8 protein-coding genes are annotated in these 21,872 nt (G+C 42.4%); all 8 read left to right on the forward strand.

Annotated elements, in window-relative coordinates; all coding sequences use genetic code 11:
• Positions 1-27 precede the first annotated feature (27 nt).
• The 8 genes from P8625_RS05370 (at position 28) to P8625_RS05405 (ending at position 21,868) form a co-directional block, all read left to right on the forward strand.
• Positions 28-909: a PorP/SprF family type IX secretion system membrane protein gene (locus P8625_RS05370; RefSeq protein WP_279652453.1), complete on the forward strand. Its 882-nt coding sequence runs from the start codon at positions 28-30 to the stop codon at positions 907-909.
• 61 nt (positions 910-970) lie between these two features.
• Positions 971-2,119, forward strand: a complete 1,149-nt coding sequence (locus P8625_RS05375; RefSeq protein ID WP_279652454.1) for a hypothetical protein — start codon at positions 971-973, stop codon at positions 2,117-2,119.
• Between the two features lie 32 nt (positions 2,120-2,151).
• On the forward strand, positions 2,152-2,952 hold the full coding sequence (locus P8625_RS05380) for an OmpA family protein (RefSeq protein ID WP_279652455.1): 801 nt from the start codon (positions 2,152-2,154) through the stop codon (positions 2,950-2,952).
• A gap of 270 nt (positions 2,953-3,222) precedes the next feature.
• The gene (locus tag P8625_RS05385; protein ID WP_279652456.1) at positions 3,223-3,963 is read left to right on the forward strand and encodes a DUF6438 domain-containing protein; all 741 of its coding nucleotides are present in this window, start codon (positions 3,223-3,225) and stop codon (positions 3,961-3,963) included.
• A gap of 1 nt (position 3,964) precedes the next feature.
• Positions 3,965-4,630 (forward strand): alpha/beta hydrolase family protein, encoded by a 666-nt coding sequence (locus tag P8625_RS05390; RefSeq protein ID WP_279652457.1) that lies wholly within the window; start codon positions 3,965-3,967, stop codon positions 4,628-4,630.
• A 35-nt stretch (positions 4,631-4,665) separates the two neighbouring features.
• The gene (locus tag P8625_RS05395) at positions 4,666-5,568 is read left to right on the forward strand and encodes a lytic transglycosylase domain-containing protein (RefSeq protein ID WP_279652458.1); all 903 of its coding nucleotides are present in this window, start codon (positions 4,666-4,668) and stop codon (positions 5,566-5,568) included.
• Positions 5,568-5,786, forward strand: coding sequence for a hypothetical protein (locus P8625_RS05400; RefSeq protein ID WP_279652459.1), 219 nt, complete (start codon positions 5,568-5,570; stop codon positions 5,784-5,786). The genes P8625_RS05395 and P8625_RS05400 overlap by 1 nt, the downstream gene beginning before the upstream one ends.
• Positions 5,787-6,643: 857 nt before the next feature.
• Positions 6,644-21,868 (forward strand): DUF7507 domain-containing protein, encoded by a 15,225-nt coding sequence (locus P8625_RS05405; protein WP_279652460.1) that lies wholly within the window; start codon positions 6,644-6,646, stop codon positions 21,866-21,868.
• Positions 21,869-21,872 lie beyond the last annotated feature (4 nt).

A 21,872-nucleotide genomic window follows, 5' to 3' on the forward strand; every position in this document is an offset into this window, starting at 1 on the left:
GAATAATACGTGATAAAAATTATTAAAATGAGCATAAAAAAATCATCTCTATTAAACATCGTATTCTTAATGCTTTGCGCATTAACAATAAATTTTAGTTATGCACAGCAAGACCCTCAATACACTCATTATATGTATAATACATTGAGTATTAACCCTGCTTATGCCGGACAAAGAAATAATTTAAGTATTGTAGCTTTGCACCGTACACAGTGGGTGGGTATTGAAGGGTCTCCACAAACCCAATCGTTAGGTATTCATTCTCCTTTGAGAAATCAGCAGCTCGCTATTGGATTCAACGCAGTTATGGATGCTTTAGGACCCGCTAATGAATCTTTTGTGGATGCTAATTTCTCCTATTCCATACTTATAAATGAGCACAACACCGAACTCTCTTTTGGTATGAAAGCAGGATGGCATATAATAACAACCGATTGGAGCAAAGGACAGTTTCAAACTCTATCCAACCCCCTATTTCAAGAAAATGTGAATCTTAGTTCCTTTGTCATAGGAGCAGGTTTGTATTTAAGTAATGATAATTGGTACTTGGGGGTTTCTATACCTAATTTCCTAACTACAAAACATTATGATGACTTTCAAGAGTCTTTGGCTACCGAAAGACTGCATTATTTTTTAATTGGAGGATATGTATTCAACTTAAGCAGTACTGTGAAGTTTAAACCCGCTTTTTTAGTAAAAGCAACTTCTGGGTCTCCTGTAATTGCTGATGTTTCTGCTAATGCTTTATTCAATGATAAGTTTACCCTTGGATTGGCGTGGAGATGGAACGACTCTTTTGCTGGCTTGGCTGGATTCCAGATTAATAAAAATCTGTACATAGGGTATGGGTACGATTTGACTACCACTAATTTGAATAACTACAATACCGGACACACGAAGTGTTATTAAGATATGAAATCATTAAGCAAGGAAGACAAGTTTCTCCTAGATTCTTTTAAAATAAACAAGTATGAATACTCAAAAAAATAAACGGCTACTACATGTCACTCTTCTTATCATTATTTGTCTATTTCCTACATGGTTAGTGGCTCAAAGAGCAAAAATAAAGCAGGCAAATAAAGAATATAAAGATTTTGCATACGTAAGAACAAGTGAAATTTTACTTGAAGTCGTAGAAAAAGGATACAAATCGGTCGATGTACTAAAAAAATTAGGCGATTCTTTTTACTTCAATAGCGACATGGAACAAGCCGCTAAATGGTATGGAGAACTCTTTACATTAGACAAAGAAAAAATAGATACTGAATATTATTTTAGGTATGCGCAAGCCCTGAAGTCTATACAAAACTATCAAGAATCTGATCGATGGATGGAAAAATTTGCCGAACTAAACAGTAGTGATTTGAGAGCCAAAGCTTTTTTAACAAATCAAGATTATTTATCAAATATTAAAAATGCTAGCAAAGACTTTGAACTGGAAAACTTAAAAATAAACACCGAATTATCAGACTTTGGAACCTTTATTTTTGACAATAAATTGTATTTCTCTTCTTCAAAAGGAAATGGTAAAAAATACAAATGGAACGAACTACCCTATTTCAACCTATACACCGCTGAAAAAACAACAGAAGGATACCAACAGGTAAAAGAACTAGAAGGTGTTAACACAAAATATCATGAATCTAGCGTAGCCATTACTCCTGATGGGAAAACTATGTATTTTACCCGAAGTAATTATTACAAAGGAAAATACAAAGAAGATAAAAAAGGAACCAATCATTTAAAACTTTTTAGAGCCTCCTTAAATGAAAACGGAAAGTGGGGTAATATACAATCGGTTCGATTCAATAGCAACAGCTATAGTGTAGCGCATCCAACCATTAATGCCAAAGGAACCAAACTCTATTTTTCATCTGATATGGACGGAACTGTAGGACAGTCTGATGTGTTTGTAGCAGAAATAAACCCAGATGGTTCTTTAGGAGATCCCGTTAATCTCGGAAAACAAATCAATACCGAAGTCCGAGAATCTTTCCCTTTTATAAATACAAAAGGAGATTTATTTTACGCTTCCAATGGTTTTAACGGTTTAGGAGGCTTAGACGTTTATGTCGTTAGAGGATTTGAATCTAAAAGAGAAAAAAACAACCCTACTTAGTAGAAAATCTAGCCAAACCGATCAACAGTCCTATGGATGATTTTGCTTATTTTGAAGACTCAGAAAGTAAGGTGGGCTATCTAACTTCTAATCGTGAGGGAGGAAAAGGATACGACGACATTTATCAATTTTATATTCAAAAATGCAAACAAATACTTGCAGGTACTGTGTACGATGTAGATACTAAAAATCCTATTTCTCAAGCAAAAGTAACCTTGCTAACCGAAGACAATAACGTGATAAAACAAGTGGTGTCAGACTCTAAAGGTGGCTATACCTTTGATGACTTGAATTGCGAACAACAGTATTTAGTAAGGGCGTCGAAAGAAGAATATGCTACCCAAGAAAAAAGAATCAAAACAGGCTCTTCAAACAAGAAAAATATCATAGATCTTGAATTGAAACGCGATCAAATAATCCTCAATCCTTGTGATGACTTAGCCAAATTATTAGACATCCCTATCATTCATTTTGACTTTGATAAATATAACATAAGACCCGATGCGCAATTAGAACTCCAAAAAGTCTTAGCGGTTCTGAATAAATATCCTAGTATGGAAATTGATATTAGAAGTCATACCGATTGTAGAGGTTCTGATACCTATAACGAAGTCTTGTCCGAAAACAGAGCACAATCGACCAAAAAATACCTGATTGATAATGGAATCGATCCTAAAAGGCTTACCGCCAAAGGATATGGTGAATACCGACTGCTCAACAACTGCGATTGTAAAAATGAAAATGACAATTGCTCTAAAGAACAACACCAAGCGAACAGAAGAAGCGAGTTTATCGTAACCAGCTTTAAAGGAAATAAATGCGATTATAAATAAGATTATAATAAACAGATACCGCTCACGACAGTGAATTGTATACAAAAAATTCTGTAAGCAATTATGTAGCGTTGAACAAATACGCATGAACCTTTTAACTTTTTCTCAGGGAAATCCTATTTCTAAAATGATTCTAACTATTGTTGAATTGTGAAATAGGATTTCCTTTTTTTGGGTGCTTGACAAAATATTCGGTTTTACCTATTTTTGAAGATAAATAATAGCGTATTTTTATAGTCTAAAAATACTTTCACTCATAAATCATTATTCATGAAGTACCTATTTTACGCTTTTTTAGCCTTACTTTCAATGTGCAATACGCCAAAAAGTTCTGAAAATGAATCGGCAGAACCTCCTCTAAAAGAAATTACCCCTGAAAAAGTTGTAATGCCTGCGACTACTGAAAATGAATTAATCGTTGTTCTTAAAAATACCGACAACATTAACGAAGTAAAGGAACTAATTAGAAATAGTGGCTTAACATGGAATAACACTCCTTATAATACGGAAGCAACCACGATAGGAATTATTAAGGTTCCTGACGGAAAACGGGATTTTTGGAAGAACAAATTACAAGAAAGTAACGAGTTTAGATTCATAGAAAAAAACACCGAAGAGAAACTAACTGATCTTATTTCCGAAGAAAAAAATAACCTTTTAAGAATAACCAAAACTCCGTGTTTCGGTGATTGCCCAGTATACACAGTTGCCATCGATAAAGAGGGAAATGTAGTTTACAACGGTATTCAATACGTACTTGTGCAAGGAGCTCAAGAATTTAAACTCTCTAAAGAACAGCTTCAAGAGTTGAATGATAAACTTCTTAAAAAAGAGTTTTCTAGCTTTAAAAAAGTATACGATAATCCTGAGGTGCTAGATTTAGGGAGCACTTATATTGTATATGACGGCAAGCAAGTTACCGTTCGTTTATGGAAAGATATTCCAAAGGAACTTATTGACATACACGAATATGTAGACGGTATTTTGTATGACAAAAAATTCTTTGAGTAAAATGTCTAAAATTCACGTATATTTTGTTCCTGGTTTGGCTGCAAATGTCAAAATATTTGAGTATATTACTCTACCCGAAGAACAATTTGAGTTGCATTTTTTAGATTGGATCGTACCCAAGTCTATAAACGAAACTATTGAAGAATACGCGCGACGAATGTGCGAAAGAATTCAACATGAAAAACCGATACTGGTGGGAGTTTCTTTTGGTGGAATTATAGTGCAAGAAATGAGTAAGTTAATTAATTGTAAGAAAACGATTATCATTTCAAGCATTAAAAGTAACAAAGAACTTCCTAAACGCTTAAAACTAGCCCAAGTAACCAAGGTATATAAGCTTTTTCCTACAAAGATTATTGCCAATATTGAAAGTTATGAGCGTTATTTTTTTAATGATTATTTAAAAAAAAGAGCAGAGTTATACAAGATATATTTATCTATAAGAGACAAAGAGTACCTACAATGGGCTATATATAATGTACTGCATTGGCAGCAAAAAGAACCACTTGCTGATATTGTACATATACACGGAAAAAAGGACGAGGTTTTTCCTATAAAACACATACATAACAGCATTGAAGTTGAAAATGGCACACATGTAATGATTTTAAATAAGGCAAAAACTATTTCTGAAATACTAAAAAAGGAATGTTTTTTGATAAATTAGTACGAATGCACAACTTCAACAAAAAAAATATAGTAATGGACAAGTCAATACGTTTTTTATCAATCTTAATCATCGCATTTGTAGCTATTTTGTTTACAAATACCATTAGTAAATCTAACGAGCCAACCATTAAAAATGTAGCAGAAACTTATGAAGTGAAAGCAGTAAAGCTACCCGAAAACCTAAACTTGGCAGGAGAACGCGTTCCTATAGAAAAACCTGATATTAGAGAACGAATGGACCGCGAGTTGTTGGTGAATACCTATTGGCAGTCTAACGGGTTGTTACTGATAAAGCGTGCCAATAAATACTTCCCTATTTTAGAACCTCTGCTAAAAAAATATGGCTTGCCCGATGATTTTAAATTTTTAGCGTTGGCAGAAAGTGGTTTTATTGATGAAACCTCACATGCTGGAGCTGCTGGTATGTGGCATTTTATGAAACAGACAGGAAGAGAATACGGCTTAGAAATTAATGATAATGTAGATGAGCGTTATCACATAGAAAAATCTACCAAAGTAGCTGCTGAATATTTAAAAGAATCGAAAGAACGCTTTGGTTCTTGGACACTTGCAGCTGCTGCCTACAATGCTGGTAATTATGGAGTTTCTAAAAGATTAGATGCTCAAGGAGTTACGAATTACTACGACGCCTTGTTACCTGACGAAACCGAACGTTATGTTTTTAGAATATTGGCTTTAAAAGAAATTATTTCTAACCCTGAAAAATATGGTTTTGTTTTCGACAAGGAAGATTTGTATACACTACCAGAAACCTATACGGTAAAAGTAGATACTGCTATTAGTAACATTGCGTTGTTTGCTAAGAAATTCGGAACTACTTACAAAGATTTGAAACTACACAACTCGTGGTTGCGAGAAAACAAGCTAAATAATCGTAGTAGAAAATTATATGAAATTAAAATTCCTGTTCGATAATGAAAAAAGTACTTCCATTTTTATATCTGGTTATTGGTATCGTTATTTTAGTGAGTACCTTTAATACTTTGTTTCAAGAGAAAACAATTTATCGAGTCCTTTTTAGCTTTACTACAGAAAACAAATATGTTTTCGTAGGAGTTCGCTTGTTATTTGCCTCTTGGTTTATTGTAGATGGCATTAAAAAACTTCAACAAAATACTACTGAACAACAGTAATTCAATTATGAATTATAAGTTTTCAATTATGTGAATCCTACAGAACGTGATTTCGATATAAAAGGGAATCTATCTTATACCTCATTCGGAATTTGATATATCAAACTATAAAGTCGAACTGAGAGTATATAATTCATAGCTTATTATTTCGTATTTTGTTCTATTGTATCTTCGAGTAAAATGAGTTGAATGAAATGAAAATTGTACTTCGGCTAGACTCAACAGTGCTATCGAAAAGTGATAGCATGGTTCTCGATGGCGCTGCTGAATCGTACGCCTTCTACCTCTGTCGGGATTCCGAACGACAGAGAGGAATCTCATACATATAAGTAACTCCCCAAACTGAAATGCATCATCACTCATACTTCTCGCTATCTACATGACATTATGTTGCTTAACTTTTAATCATTTCAAAGCATCATTCCCACCAAAGCGAAAAAACCCCTCATTCCAAACAACAGAGAGAAATCTCAACCACTAAAGTTAACAGCATTATTAAAAGTACTTAACACACGAATTATTCACTAATTACTCTTTTTTAGCCACTATTACCTTTTATCAAGTAAAACGACCTTTAGATAAAAAGAAGCTGCCTTTGGTTTATTTCAAAGGCAAAAATAATTATCTCTAACTTATATTTAATATATCAAATCAGTTATTCTTATTGAATTTCTGAGTTGTCCTTGATGAATAATAAACAACCTAAAAAATAATCAATAGACTATTGAGATAACAATACTATAAACAACTTTCTAATCAATGCTAACAATCAACGCATTTGTAACATCCTAACTAAAGAAAAGTTCCCCCTATACTATTCTTCTCAATGAGTCTAAATAAATCAACAGACTCAAACAATGGAAAATAATTACACGTTTTCAATACGGATATTTAAAATAGCCTTTCTGTATGTACTTTTATTGAGCCTATCATTACATGCAGCAGCGTTTACAAGCAATGAACCGAGTACAAGCATCTATGTAGACGATGCCTTGCCAGAGGCAAAAATATTAACCAGTGCTCCTGACCATACAGATACTACAACCACTCACCTTTTTTCGCATGGTCGTTCAGGAGCACTTTTTATTGAAGGGCAATGGAGAAACCCCGAAGAAATTGTTCGGTGGGTTCGTAAAACACAACTCATCAAAGGCAGTAAACACCTTAACATCTACGGTTGTGAATTCGCTAAAGGCGAAAAAGGTAAAGCAGCAGTTGCCTATCTCGAAAAAGAACTGGGTATTGCTATTGCCGCTTCCACAAACATTACAGGTAAAGATGGAGATTGGTTACTTGAAACCAATGACTCCAATACCAACCTACTTCAAATCGCTTATCCATATAACCTACAACTGGATAATGTGCATTACCTAAATCCAGTTTATGGGCCTCTAACCTATAAGCAATATCTTTATCTGTCTACGCCTTCTTTAACTAATATATCCGTTGCGGTAACCGATGGCGCTGGAAATCCCATAACAGGTAGTCCTTTCACCATCTCAAATAGCAGTCCTACTTACATCGATTTTGGAGATGGCAACACGTCTTTGCCAGTTTCTGTAAGTAGTGCAGCACTTGGGAGCCCCATGACTGGGGTAGGGCTCATAGCGACCTCTACGGATTTGTTTTATGCCGAATATAGATTTGCCAATCAAACCGGACATCATGGGGCATCACTCTCTGCAAAGGGTAACTATGCTTTAGGTACAAATTTTAGGTGGGCCAGTGCGTCTAATTATGTCCTAAATAATAATACAAATAATATGCTCTCCATTTTTGCTACAGAAAATGCGGATGTTACTATAACCGGAATTGATCCTGCAACAGAGATTACAGGGGTTACGCATACGGGTACGATAACAGTTTCATTAAATGCAGGGCAGAGCGTTATTTATAATATCCAAACCGCTAACAATACTGCCGCCAACCGCGAGGGTATGATAGGTGCAAATATATCATCTACTGGAAAAATTGCAGTGGCAGTTGGGGGGTTTAACATTACATCGGTTAATGAAATCAATACGAACACAGCATCTGATATGGGAATAGACCAAATAGTCCCTGTTGATTATCTCGGGTCACGCCATGCTTTTGTAATTAGGGATGTGAATTATGATAATGTTTTTCTTATTGCTACAACAGACAATACTGAGGTTTACCTCAATGGCTCAGCTACGCCATTGGTTACCTTAAACGATGGCGATTATGTAAAAATAGATGGTAATAACAGTGTTAATAATGCTATGTACGTGGAAACTACCAACCCTATATATGCACTGCACGCCATCACGTCAGGTAACATTAATAGGCAAGGGTTGGTTTTCGTGCCTAGGTTAAACGGATTTGCTTCCAATTATATTGATAATATTCCCTTTTCCGCAACAATAGGAACTTTAAATCTTAGCGCTTCAACCTCTCGATTTCGTGTTTTGGCCTATGCTGGTGCTACTGTGGAATACACCGAAAATTCTGGAACTCCAGTTAGTTTGGTTTCTCCCATTTCTATTCCTGGAACATCTGATTGGATTTACTACAATGTTAGTCCTATTACAGTTGGAAGTCACTACGCATTTAGCAGTAATAGCCCCATACAGGTTTCCAGCCTTGGTTCAAGTGGATTTCTCGGTTTTAGTAGTTATCATGCAGGGTTTAGCAATATTCCCATAATAGAAAAAATGAGTGATATCTGTGGGGCAACCTTAAGAGTTAGCGATGGTCCTTGGTCCATCTATTCCTGGTATTTAAATGGGGTACTTATTAGTGGTGCAACCGCACAAGACTATGTGCCTACAACCGCGGGAGATTATTACGCTGTAGCAAGCGATGGCCTTGTCTCAGAACAAACTAACACCATAACCGTATTGGCATCCGACTTAAAACCCGACACCGATGGCGATGGCGTTGCAGATATCTGTGATCTCGATGACGATAACGACGGGATTTTGGATGTGGTAGAATCTCCGAATGTATCCGCCAATGGTTCTTTTGAAACACCCAACATACAAGGATATTCTGGTCCATTACCATCTTCTACAGGTAGCGATGGTGAGACCAATTGGGTCAGCGGATTTAATTCAATTTCAGGATGGAATGTAACTTCAGGAAATATTGACATCTATCAAGATTATGTTAATGCTACAGATGGTATTCAAACAATCGATTTATATGGAAATGGTGCGCACGGCATAATAGAACAAACTTTTGTAGTCGATAATGCAGGAGACCCGTATGTGTTTTCACTTGATTATTCTAGTCGGTTTGTAGGATCACAAGCTGAAGTGGTAATTGACGGAACGGTAGTAACCACGTTAAACCTAATTCCTAGTTGTGTAAATAATGGCGATGTGGCTGGACAAACTCTGTTTACATGTGATTGGCAAACATTCGAATATCAAGGTGTTGCAACAGGTACGTCGGTAACTATTGTTATAAGAAGCACGGTGACTGGTGGTGGCGGTACAGGAATTTTTGTAGACAATATTCTTTTTGACTTACTCGAAGATAGTGACAACGATGGCATCCCAAATTCCTTAGATCTCGACTCCGACAACGACGGAATTCCAGACAATATCGAGGCACAAACCACAGGTAATTATATAGCACCATCAGGAGCAGGTGGTACAGCACAATTTATAGATTCCAACAACGACGGCTTGGATGATAATTTCGATGCTGGTGTGATTGGAGGCGGAGCCCCTAATGGTATTGGCTTTACCCCTGTGAATACCGATACATTGGGAGACGAACCCGACTATTTAGATACCGATAGTGACGAAGACGGTATTCTAGATATAAACGAAAGCTTTGTCACACTGCCTTCTGGTACAGAAGGTACAAACGGATTGTATGATAACTCCGAAACTGCCGATAATTATAGCGATGTAAACGGTAATGCCTATGGCGGTGGTACATTTCTAATTCTCGACAGCGACAACGATACCAATACCGATGGCAGCAATGCAATACCTCTCAGTGTAGATTTCGACTACCGCGATGCCAGTAACGACGAGTGCGACGCTAGTATCTCATTTAATATTGATACCGATGGTGATAATGTAACCGATATCTGTGATATAGACGACGATAACGATGGGATTTTGGATGTAAACGAAGGACTTTCTATAAGTGATTTGAATGCTGAAATAGAAGCTTTACCCACTGGAAGCGTTCCCTCTTCAAGTACTGTTCAGAATATAATTGCAACCTGCAATGTTGGTGATGGTACACTCTTTTCTTCCTCTCCTACAATGACTCCTTTTGAAGGTAGCAAAACAATAATTTTCCACACAAATTATCCTGGTTATGGTGGTGTAGGTGCAGGTCCCGTTGGAAGTAGGTTAGAGACTTGGAGCATACTATTGAATCAACCAATTAATGCAGGAGAAACGGTAACGATAAGTTTTAGAGGACGAGTAAAGGAGGATGGATTAAGAAATTGGGATGCACCTTGTAATATTTATATACGCGGTGGAACCAGTTTTGGAGACGAAACAATTCCTGTGGGCACCAGTAAGGTTCTTACGACATCAGAATGGACTCTATCAGAAATTGTCTATACAGCCCCATCCCTAACGTCGCATTTTACGATTTATAATGTAGCGACAATAGCTCAAGAATCGTTTGTGGCTATGGATGATATAAGAATCTCTAGAGATATTGATTCAGATATGGATGGTATTGTAAATAGATTGGATTTAGACTCCGACAACGACGGTATTCCCGATAATATAGAGGCACAAACGACTCAGGGTTATATTGTTCCCTCTGGAGCACCCGGAGCAGGATTTGCAGACATAGACAGCGACGGTCTAGACGATAACTACGATGCAGACACTGGCTCTACTACCACTACAAACAGCATTGGCCTTACCCCTGTTAATACCGATACATTGGGAGACGAGCCCGATTATTTAGATACCGATAGTGACGAAGATGGTATTCTCGATATAAACGAAAGTTTTGCTACACTACCCGCTGGTACAGAAGGCACAAACGGCCTATATGATAACACCGAGACGGCCGATGACTATACCGATGTAAATGGTAATGCCTATGGTGGTAGTGCATTTGCACTACTCGATACTGATAATGACACCGCTGCAAATGGTAGCGATGCTTCACCAACGATTACTGATTTTGACTATCGCGATACCCTTATAGCTGTCGATCCTTGCGATCCTATTGCCTCAGGCAATACCGACACCGATGACGATGGCGTATCAGATATTTGCGATTTAGACGACGACAATGATGGGATATTGGACTTGGTTGAGATACAATGTAGTTATGTAGATATCACAAGCACAATTCTGAATATACCTCCTAATTCAACCAACGTAAGCGGAACGCAAGATATCAGTTCAGCATTGGGCTTACCTGCTGGAACGGTTATAGTAGATTATAGTGGTGTGAGAACAAATTCAGGTGGAGCATTAATATCACCTATAGGTGATATGCCCAAGTTTACAGTAAGTTCTACCCACCCACTTCGATTTGAATTTATCCATGGAGGGTTTATTATAGGAGGATCAGGTAGAAGAGACAATTTTCATCCTGGTCTATCTGCTGGAGAGTTTACATTTACTGGTAGTTTGAATACGCAGTTTGTAAATGGATATGAGGCTTCTACTAATACCTACTATGTAGAAGCCCTGAGTGGCGTCGACTTTGCTGGTGACATTAGTTGGGAATCAGATAATATTCTTTATAGTTTTGATTTTGAGGTATCTAGTACAAGTAATGGCACACCAGTATATTTTATAAATCTTTGTCCAGCTACCGATACGGACGGGGACGGCATCGTTGACTTCCTGGACCTCGACTCCGATAACGACGGTTGTTTTGATGTGGTAGAATCTGGTGGATTAGATGGTAATAACGATGGTATTTTGGATGACGGAAGCACCACACCCCCAGCCGTAGTAGTAGATGGAAATGGACAGGTAACCAACGGTACTGGCGGTTACAATGGTGCTAATGGTACAGAAACGGTAAGTGATGTCATTTCGAATGTTGCCATAGCCCCCAGCCCTGCAGCGGTTTGTACAGGCAGTGATATTACACTCACAGCCACACCTACAGGCCTTCGCGTAACCGATTTTGGACCTACCGGAGCCACCACAGACGATACGACCATTCCTATTCCTGCTGGAGATTATGTGTACCGTTGGTACGATACCACAGCACCTGCCACTACATTAAGTACGGCAAGCACATTAGATCTAACCAATGTCACAACAAATGGCACATACGCCGTAGAAGTAAGTACTAATAATAATACTTTTAGTGCAGACAATACCGGTTGTGGGCTTGAACAAACCATTACCGTAACAGTAAACCCATTACCCACAGCACCAACTATAAATCCTATTAATGCGACTATATGTGCAGGAGATGACGCCGTATTTACAGTGTCAGGAGACTCTGGAGCTGTTGTAAGTTACGACGGTGCCGCTACAGGTACAGTAACTCTAGGTGCAGGAGGAACAGCAACAATTACAGTTCCTAGTGTATCTTCAGAAACTACCATTAACGTAACGGATAGTACCAATCCAATTACGGGTTGTAGTATACCCTTAACAGGTGTTAGCGCAACGGTTTCGGTAATTTACAAGCCCATACTCACCGTAGGAGATATGACCTGTGATGCCACTACCTATACTGTGAACTACATTTCAGATGGAGCTACCATTACCGCTTCGGGGGGTACGGTTGATGCCACTACCAATACCATTACAGGTATTGCCTTAGGCGATGATATTACCATTACCGCAAGCAATGGCGCTGGATGTGATACCACCATCAGTGTGACAGGTCCTGATACCTGTCCGACAGATTGTGTGCAACCAGACCTAAGCCTAGGACAAGCCGTATGTGACGGAGTGGGTGCAACAACCTATACCGTAAGCTATACCGAAAATACAGGGGCTACCCTACTGGTGGTAGGCGGTACCGATAACAACAACGGAACCATTACTGGTAACATCGGTACCAATATGACCGTAACAGCTACCAATGGAAACTGTGAACTCTCACTCGCAGTAACCAGTCCCGTAGCCTGTGACGATCCTTGTGAAAATACAGCCATTAGTATCGGAGGTACCTCGTGTGCTACCGATGGAAGCGCTACTTACGATGTTACCTTTACCGCTACTGCGGGTGCCACAGTAACTGCCTCGGTAGGAACCGTAGGTGCAGGCGTGGTAACCGACATTCCTAGTGGAACCGAGGTAGTCTTAACAGTAAGCTTCCCAGGGTGTGCAGAAAATACCGTGGTGACCGTACCCAGTGCAGATTGTCCGCTATGTGATTTACCTGTACTGACTGTGGGCGAGATCACCTGTGATGCCACTACCTATACTGTGAATTACTTCTCAGATGGAGCTACCATTACCGCTTCGGGGGGTACGGTTGATGCCACTACCAATACCATTACAGGTATTGCCTTAGGCGATGATATTACCATTACCGCAAGCAATGGCGTTGGATGTGATACCACCATCAGTGTGACAGGACCTGATACCTGTCCGACAGATTGTGTGCAACCAGACCTAAGCCTAGGACAAGCCGTATGTGACGGAGTGGGTGCAACAACCTATACCGTAAGCTATACCGAAAATACAGGGGCTACCCTACTGGTGGTAGGCGGTACCGATAACAACAACGGAACCATTACTGGTAACATCGGTACCAATATGACCGTAACAGCTACCAATGGAAACTGTGAACTCTCACTCGCAGTAACCAGTCCCGTAGCCTGTGACGATCCTTGTGAAAATACAGCCATTAGTATCGGAGGTACCTCGTGTGCTACCGATGGAAGTGCTACTTACGATCTTACCTTTACCGCTACTGCGGGTGCCACGGTAACTGCCTCGGTAGGAACCGTAGGTGCAGGCGTGGTAACCGACATTCCTAGTGGAACCGAAGTCGTACTTACCGTAAGCTTCCCAGGGTGTGCAGAGAATACCGTGGTGACTGTACCGAGTGCAGATTGTCCGCTATGTGATTTACCTGTACTGACTGTGGGCGAGATCACCTGTGATGCCACTACCTATACTGTGAACTACATTTCAGACGGAGCTACCATTACCGCTTCGGGGGGTACGGTTGATGCCACTACCAATACCATTACAGGTATTGCCTTAGGCGATGATATTACCATTACCGCAAGCAATGGCGCTGGATGTGATACCACCATCAGTGTGACAGGTCCTGATACCTGTCCGACAGATTGTGTGCAACCAGACCTAAGCCTAGGACAAGCCGTATGTGACGGAGTGGGTGCAACAACCTATACCGTAAGCTATACCGAAAATACAGGGGCTACCCTACTGGTGGTAGGCGGTACCGATAACAACAACGGAACCATTACTGGTAACATCGGTACCAATATGACCGTAACCGCTACCAATGGAAACTGTGAACTCTCACTCGCAGTAACCAGTCCCGTAGCCTGTGACGATCCTTGTGAAAATACAGCCATTAGTATCGGAGGTACCTCGTGTGCTACCGATGGAAGCGCTACTTACGATGTTACCTTTACCGCTACTGCGGGTGCCACGGTAACTGCCTCGGCAGGAACCGTAGGTGCAGGCGTGGTAACCGACATTCCTAGTGGAACCGAAGTGGTACTTACCGTAAGCTTCCCAGGGTGTGCAGAGAATACCGTGGTGACTGTACCGAGTGCAGATTGTCCGCTATGTGATTTACCTGTACTGACTGTGGGCGAGATCACCTGTGATGCCACTACCTATAGCATCACCTACTTCTCAGACGGAGCTACCATTACCGCTTCGGGGGGTACGGTTGATGCCACTACCAATACCATTACAGGTATTGCCTTAGGCGATGATATTACCATTACCGCAAGCAATGGCGCTGGATGTGATACCACCATCAGTGTGACAGGACCTGATACCTGTCCGACAGATTGTGTACAACCTGACCTAAGCCTAGGACAAGCCGTATGTGACGGAGTGGGTGCAACAACCTATACCGTAAGCTATACCGAAAATACAGGGGCTACCCTACTGGTGGTAGGCGGTACCGATAACAACAACGGAACCATTACTGGTAACATCGGTACCAATATGACCGTAACAGCTACCAATGGAAACTGTGAACTCTCACTCGCAGTAACCAGTCCCGTAGCCTGTGACGATCCTTGTGAAAATACAGCCATTAGTATCGGAGGTACCTCGTGTGCTACCGATGGAAGTGCTACTTACGATGTTACCTTTACCGCTACTGCGGGTGCCACGGTAACTGCCTCGGTAGGAACCGTAGGTGCAGGCGTGGTAACCGACATTCCTAGTGGAACCGAAGTCGTACTTACCGTAAGCTTCCCAGGGTGTGCAGAGAATACCGTGGTGACTGTACCGAGTGCAGATTGTCCGCTATGTGATTTACCTGTACTGACTGTGGGCGAGATCACCTGTGATGCCACTACCTATACTGTGAATTACTTCTCAGATGGAGCTACCATTACCGCTTCGGGGGGTACGGTTGATGCCACTACCAATACCATTACAGGTATTGCCTTAGGCGATGATATTACCATTACCGCAAGCAATGTCGCTGGATGTGATACCACCATCAGTGTGACAGGTCCTGATACCTGTCCGACAGATTGTGTGCAACCAGACCTAAGCCTAGGACAAGCCGTATGTGACGGAGTGGGTGCAACAACCTATACCGTAAGCTATACCGAAAATACAGGGGCTACCCTACTGGTGGTAGGCGGTACCGATAACAACAACGGAACCATTACTGGTAACATCGGTACCAATATGACCGTAACCGCTACCAATGGAAACTGTGAACTCTCACTCGCAGTAACCAGTCCCGTAGCCTGTGACGATCCTTGTGAAAATACAGCCATTAGTATCGGAGGTACCTCGTGTGCTACCGATGGAAGTGCTACTTACGATGTTACCTTTACCGCTACTGCGGGTGCCACAGTAACTGCCTCGGTAGGAACCGTAGGTGCAGGCGTGGTAACCGACATTCCTAGTGGAACCGAGGTAGTCTTAACAGTAAGCTTCCCAGGGTGTGCAGAAAATACCGTGGTGACTGTACCGAGTGCAGATTGTCCGCTATGTGATTTACCTGTACTGACTGTGGGCGAGATCACCTGTGATGCCACTACCTATACTGTGAATTACTTCTCAGATGGAGCTACCATTACCGCTTCGGGGGGTACGGTTGATGCCACTACCAATACCATTACAGGTATTGCCTTAGGCGATGATATTACCATTACCGCAAGCAATGGCGCTGGATGTGATACCACCATCAGTGTGACAGGTCCTGATACCTGTCCGACAGATTGTGTACAACCAGACCTAAGCCTAGGACAAGCCGTATGTGACGGAGTGGGTGCAACAACCTATACCGTAAGCTATACCGAAAATACAGGGGCTACCCTACTGGTGGTAGGCGGTACCGATAACAACAACGGAACCATTACTGGTAACATCGGTACCAATATGACCGTAACAGCTACCAATGGAAACTGTGAAATCTCACTCGCAGTAACCAGTCCCGTAGCCTGTGACGATCCTTGTGAAAATACAGCCATTAGTATCGGAGGTACCTCGTGTGCTACCGATGGAAGTGCTACTTACGATGTTACCTTTACCGCTACTGCGGGTGCCACAGTAACTGCCTCGGTAGGAACCGTAGGTGCAGGCGTGGTAACCGACATTCCTAGTGGAACCGAAGTCGTACTTACCGTAAGCTTCCCAGGGTGTGCAGAGAATACCGTGGTGACTGTACCGAGTGCAGATTGTCCGCTATGTGATTTACCTGTACTGACTGTGGGCGAGATCACCTGTGATGCCACTACCTATACTGTGAATTACTTCTCAGATGGAGCTACCATTACCGCTTCGGGGGGTACGGTTGATGCCACTACCAATACCATTACAGGTATTGCCTTAGGCGATGATATTACCATTACCGCAAGCAATGTCGCTGGATGTGATACCACCATCAGTGTGACAGGTCCTGATACCTGTCCGACAGATTGTGTGCAACCAGACCTAAGCCTAGGACAAGCCGTATGTGACGGAGTGGGTGCAACAACCTATACCGTAAGCTATACCGAAAATACAGGGGCTACCCTACTGGTGGTAGGCGGTACCGATAACAACAACGGAACCATTACTGGTACCATCGGTACCAATATGACCGTAACCGCTACCAATGGAAACTGTGAACTCTCACTCGCAGTAACCAGTCCCGTAGCCTGTGACGATCCTTGTGAAAATACAGCCATTAGTATCGGAGGTACCTCGTGTGCTACCGATGGAAGTGCTACTTACGATGTTACCTTTACCGCTACTGCGGGTGCCACGGTAACTGCCTCGGTAGGAACCGTAGGTGCAGGCGTGGTAACCGACATTCCTAGTGGAACCGAGGTAGTCTTAACAGTAAGCTTCCCAGGGTGTGCAGAAAATACCGTGGTGACTGTACCGAGTGCAGATTGTCCGCTATGTGATTTACCTGTACTGACTGTGGGCGAGATCACCTGTGATGCCACTACCTATACTGTGAATTACTTCTCAGATGGAGCTACCATTACCGCTTCGGGGGGTACGGTTGATGCCACTACCAATACCATTACAGGTATTGCCTTAGGCGATGATATTACCATTACCGCAAGCAATGGCGCTGGATGTGATACCACCATCAGTGTGACAGGTCCTGATACCTGTCCGACAGATTGTGTGCAACCAGACCTAAGCCTAGGACAAGCCGTATGTGACGGAGTGGGTGCAACAACCTATACCGTAAGCTATACCGAAAATACAGGGGCTACCCTACTGGTGGTAGGCGGTACCGATAACAACAACGGAACCATTACTGGTAACATCGGTACCAATATGACCGTAACAGCTACCAATGGAAACTGTGAACTCTCACTCGCAGTAACCAGTCCCGTAGCCTGTGACGATCCTTGTGAAAATACAGCCATTAGTATCGGAGGTACCTCGTGTGCTACCGATGGAAGTGCTACTTACGATGTTACCTTTACCGCTACTGCGGGTGCCACAGTAACTGCCTCGGTAGGAACCGTAGGTGCAGGCGTGGTAACCGACATTCCTAGTGGAACCGAGGTAGTCTTAACAGTAAGCTTCCCAGGGTGTGCAGAAAATACCGTGGTGACTGTACCGAGTGCAGATTGTCCGCTATGTGATTTACCTGTACTGACTGTGGGCGAGATCACCTGTGATGCCACTACCTATAGTGTGAACTACATTTCAGACGGAGCTACCATTACCGCTTCCGGGGGTACGGTTGATGCCACTACCAATACCATTACAGGTATTGCCTTAGGCGATGATATTACCATTACCGCAAGCAATGGCGCTGGATGTGATACCACCATCAGTGTGACAGGTCCTGATACCTGTCCGACAGATTGTGTGCAACCAGACCTAAGCCTAGGACAAGCCGTATGTGACGGAGTGGGTGCAACAACCTATACCGTAAGCTATACCGAAAATACAGGGGCTACCCTACTGGTGGTAGGCGGTACCGATAACAACAACGGAACCATTACTGGTAACATCGGTACCAATATGACCGTAACAGCTACCAATGGAAACTGTGAACTCTCACTCGCAGTAACCAGTCCCGTAGCCTGTGACGATCCTTGTGAAAATACAGCCATTAGTATCGGAGGTACCTCGTGTGCTACCGATGGAAGTGCTACTTACGATGTTACCTTTACCGCTACTGCGGGTGCCACAGTAACTGCCTCGGTAGGAACCGTAGGTGCAGGCGTGGTAACCGACATTCCTAGTGGAACCGAGGTAGTCTTAACAGTAAGCTTCCCAGGGTGTGCAGAGAATACCGTGGTGACTGTACCGAGTGCAGATTGTCCGCTATGTGATTTACCTGTACTGACTGTGGGCGAGATCACCTGTGATGCCACTACCTATACTGTGAATTACTTCTCAGATGGAGCTACCATTACCGCTTCGGGGGGTACGGTTGATGCCACTACCAATACCATTACAGGTATTGCCTTAGGCGATGATATTACCATTACAGCAAGCAATGGCGCTGGATGTGATACCACCATCAGTGTGACAGGTCCTGATACCTGTCCGACAGATTGTGTGCAACCAGACCTAAGCCTAGGACAAGCCGTATGTGACGGAGTGGGTGCAACAACCTATACCGTAAGCTATACCGAAAATACAGGGGCTACCCTACTGGTGGTAGGCGGTACCGATAACAACAACGGAACCATTACCGGTAACATCGGTACCAATATGACCGTAACAGCTACCAATGGAAACTGTGAACTCTCACTCGCAGTAACCAGTCCCGTAGCCTGTGACGATCCTTGTGAAAATACAGCCATTAGTATCGGAGGTACCTCGTGTGCTACCGATGGAAGTGCTACTTACGATCTTACCTTTACCGCTACTGCGGGTGCCACGGTAACTGCCTCGGTAGGAACCGTAAGTGCAGGCGTGGTAACCGACATTCCTAGTGGAACAGACGTAGTCTTAACAGTAAGCTTCCCAGGGTGTGCAGAAAATACCGTGGTGACTGTACCGAGTGCAGATTGTCCGCTATGCGATTTACCTGTACTGACTGTGGGCGAGATCACCTGTGATGCCACTACCTATACTGTGAATTACTTCTCAGATGGAGCTACCATTACCGCTTCCGGGGGTACGGTTGATGCCACTACCAATACCATTACAGGTATTCCCTTAGGCGATGATATTACCATTACCGCAAGCAATGGCGCTGGATGTGATACCACCATCAGTGTGACAGGTCCTGATACCTGTCCGACAGATTGTGTGCAACCTGACCTAAGCCTAGGACAAGCCGTATGTGACGGAGTGGGTGCAACAACCTATACCGTAAGCTATACCGAAAATACAGGGGCTACCCTACTGGTGGTAGGCGGTACCGATAACAACAACGGAACCATTACTGGTAACATCGGTACCAATATGACCGTAACAGCTACCAATGGAAACTGTGAACTCTCACTCGCAGTAACCAGTCCCGTAGCCTGTGACGATCCTTGTGAAAATACAGCCATTAGTATCGGAGGTACCTCGTGTGCTACCGATGGAAGTGCTACTTACGATCTTACCTTTACCGCTACTGCGGGTGCCACGGTAACTGCCTCGGTAGGAACCGTAGGTGCAGGCGTGGTAACCGACATTCCTAGTGGAACAGACGTAGTCTTAACAGTAAGCTTCCCAGGGTGTGCAGAAAATACCGTGGTGACTGTACCGAGTGCAGATTGTCCGCTATGTGATTTACCTGTACTGACTGTGGGCGAGATCACCTGTGATGCCACTACCTATACTGTGAATTACTTCTCAGATGGAGCTACCATTACCGCTTCGGGGGGTACGGTTGATGCCACTACCAATACCATTACAGGTATTGCCTTAGGCGATGATATTACCATTACCGCAAGCAATGGCGCTGGATGTGATACCACCATCAGTGTGACAGGTCCTGATACCTGTCCGACAGATTGTGTGCAACCAGACCTAAGCCTAGGACAAGCCGTATGTGACGGAGTGGGTGCAACAACCTATACCGTAAGCTATACCGAAAATACAGGGGCTACCCTACTGGTGGTAGGCGGTACCGATAATAACAACGGAACCATTACTGGTACCATCGGTACCAATATGACCATAACAGCTACCAATGGAAACTGTGAACTCTCACTCGCAGTAACCAGTCCCGTAGCCTGTGACGATCCTTGTGAAAATACAGCCATTAGTATCGGAGGTACCTCGTGTGCTACCGATGGAAGCGCTACTTACGATGTTACCTTTACCGCTACTGCGGGTGCCACGGTAACTGCCTCGGTAGGAACCGTAGGTGCAGGCGTGGTAACCGGCATTCCTAGTGGAACCGAAGTCGTACTTACCGTAAGCTTCCCAGGGTGTGCAGAGAATACCGTGGTGACCGTACCGAGTAAAAATTGTAAACGACCTAGCATTAGTTTATTAAAAACTGCAACGTTCAATGATGAAAATGGTGATGGCATTGCACAGTCTGGTGAAACAATTACTTATAGTTTTGAAGTTATTAATACTGGAAATGTGGCTTTGAATAACATCAGTATCAACGACGATTTATTAGGCGGAATAGTGTGTACCATACCTACCTTAAACATAGGAGAAGTTAATACCAGTTGCTCGGCAACCTACAGTATTACCCAAATTGATGTAGATACTGGAAGTGTTACCAATGCCGCTGTGGTTACGGCTACTGATTCTGATAACAATACCATTAGTGATAATTCTGATGACCCTAATAACCCTACTGATGATGACCCTGATGCTGATGGTGATCCCGATGACCCAACGGTGTCAACTTTACAACAACAGCCTGCAATAGAGGTTACTAAAACCATGGAGGTATCGGGTGTAAATGTTGGAGACCTAATTACCTATACAATTAGCGTGGAGAATACAGGAAATATGACACTTGATAATTTGAGCTTAGAAGACACCTTAACAAACGGATTTGGTGATGTAATCAGCTTAACTACCGAGCCTACATTTGTATATGCTACTCTTGGTAGTCCTGAAGGAACTTTACTACCTAAAGAAATTGCTGAGTACACCGCTACCTTTGTAATTACACAACAGGCGCTGAATTCTTCTACAGTGTCTAATACTGTGCTTGTTACTGCAGATGCCAATAACGGAGAAATAGTCGAAGACGTCAGCGACGACGGAGACGATTTTGATGGAAACACTGTCGATGACCCTACCGAAATAACATTGGGATGTCTTGAGATCTTTAATGAGTTTACTCCTAATGGAGATGGTATTGACGAAACATTTGTGATTAATTGTATCGAACAATACCCAAACAACACGCTAGAAGTATATAACAGATGGGGGAACCTCGTATTTAAAACCAAAGGATATAGAAATGATTGGAATGGGTTCGCTAATGTAAAAGCTGTTTTGAATACTGGAAGTGATTTACCTGTGGGTACGTACTACTATGTACTTGATTTAGGAGATAACTCTAAACCAAGAGTGGGATGGTTATACATACATCGATAATTGA

The sequence above is a fragment of the Tenacibaculum tangerinum genome (genome assembly GCF_029853675.1).
GTDB classification, from domain to species: Bacteria; Bacteroidota; Bacteroidia; order Flavobacteriales; family Flavobacteriaceae; genus Polaribacter; species Polaribacter tangerinum_A.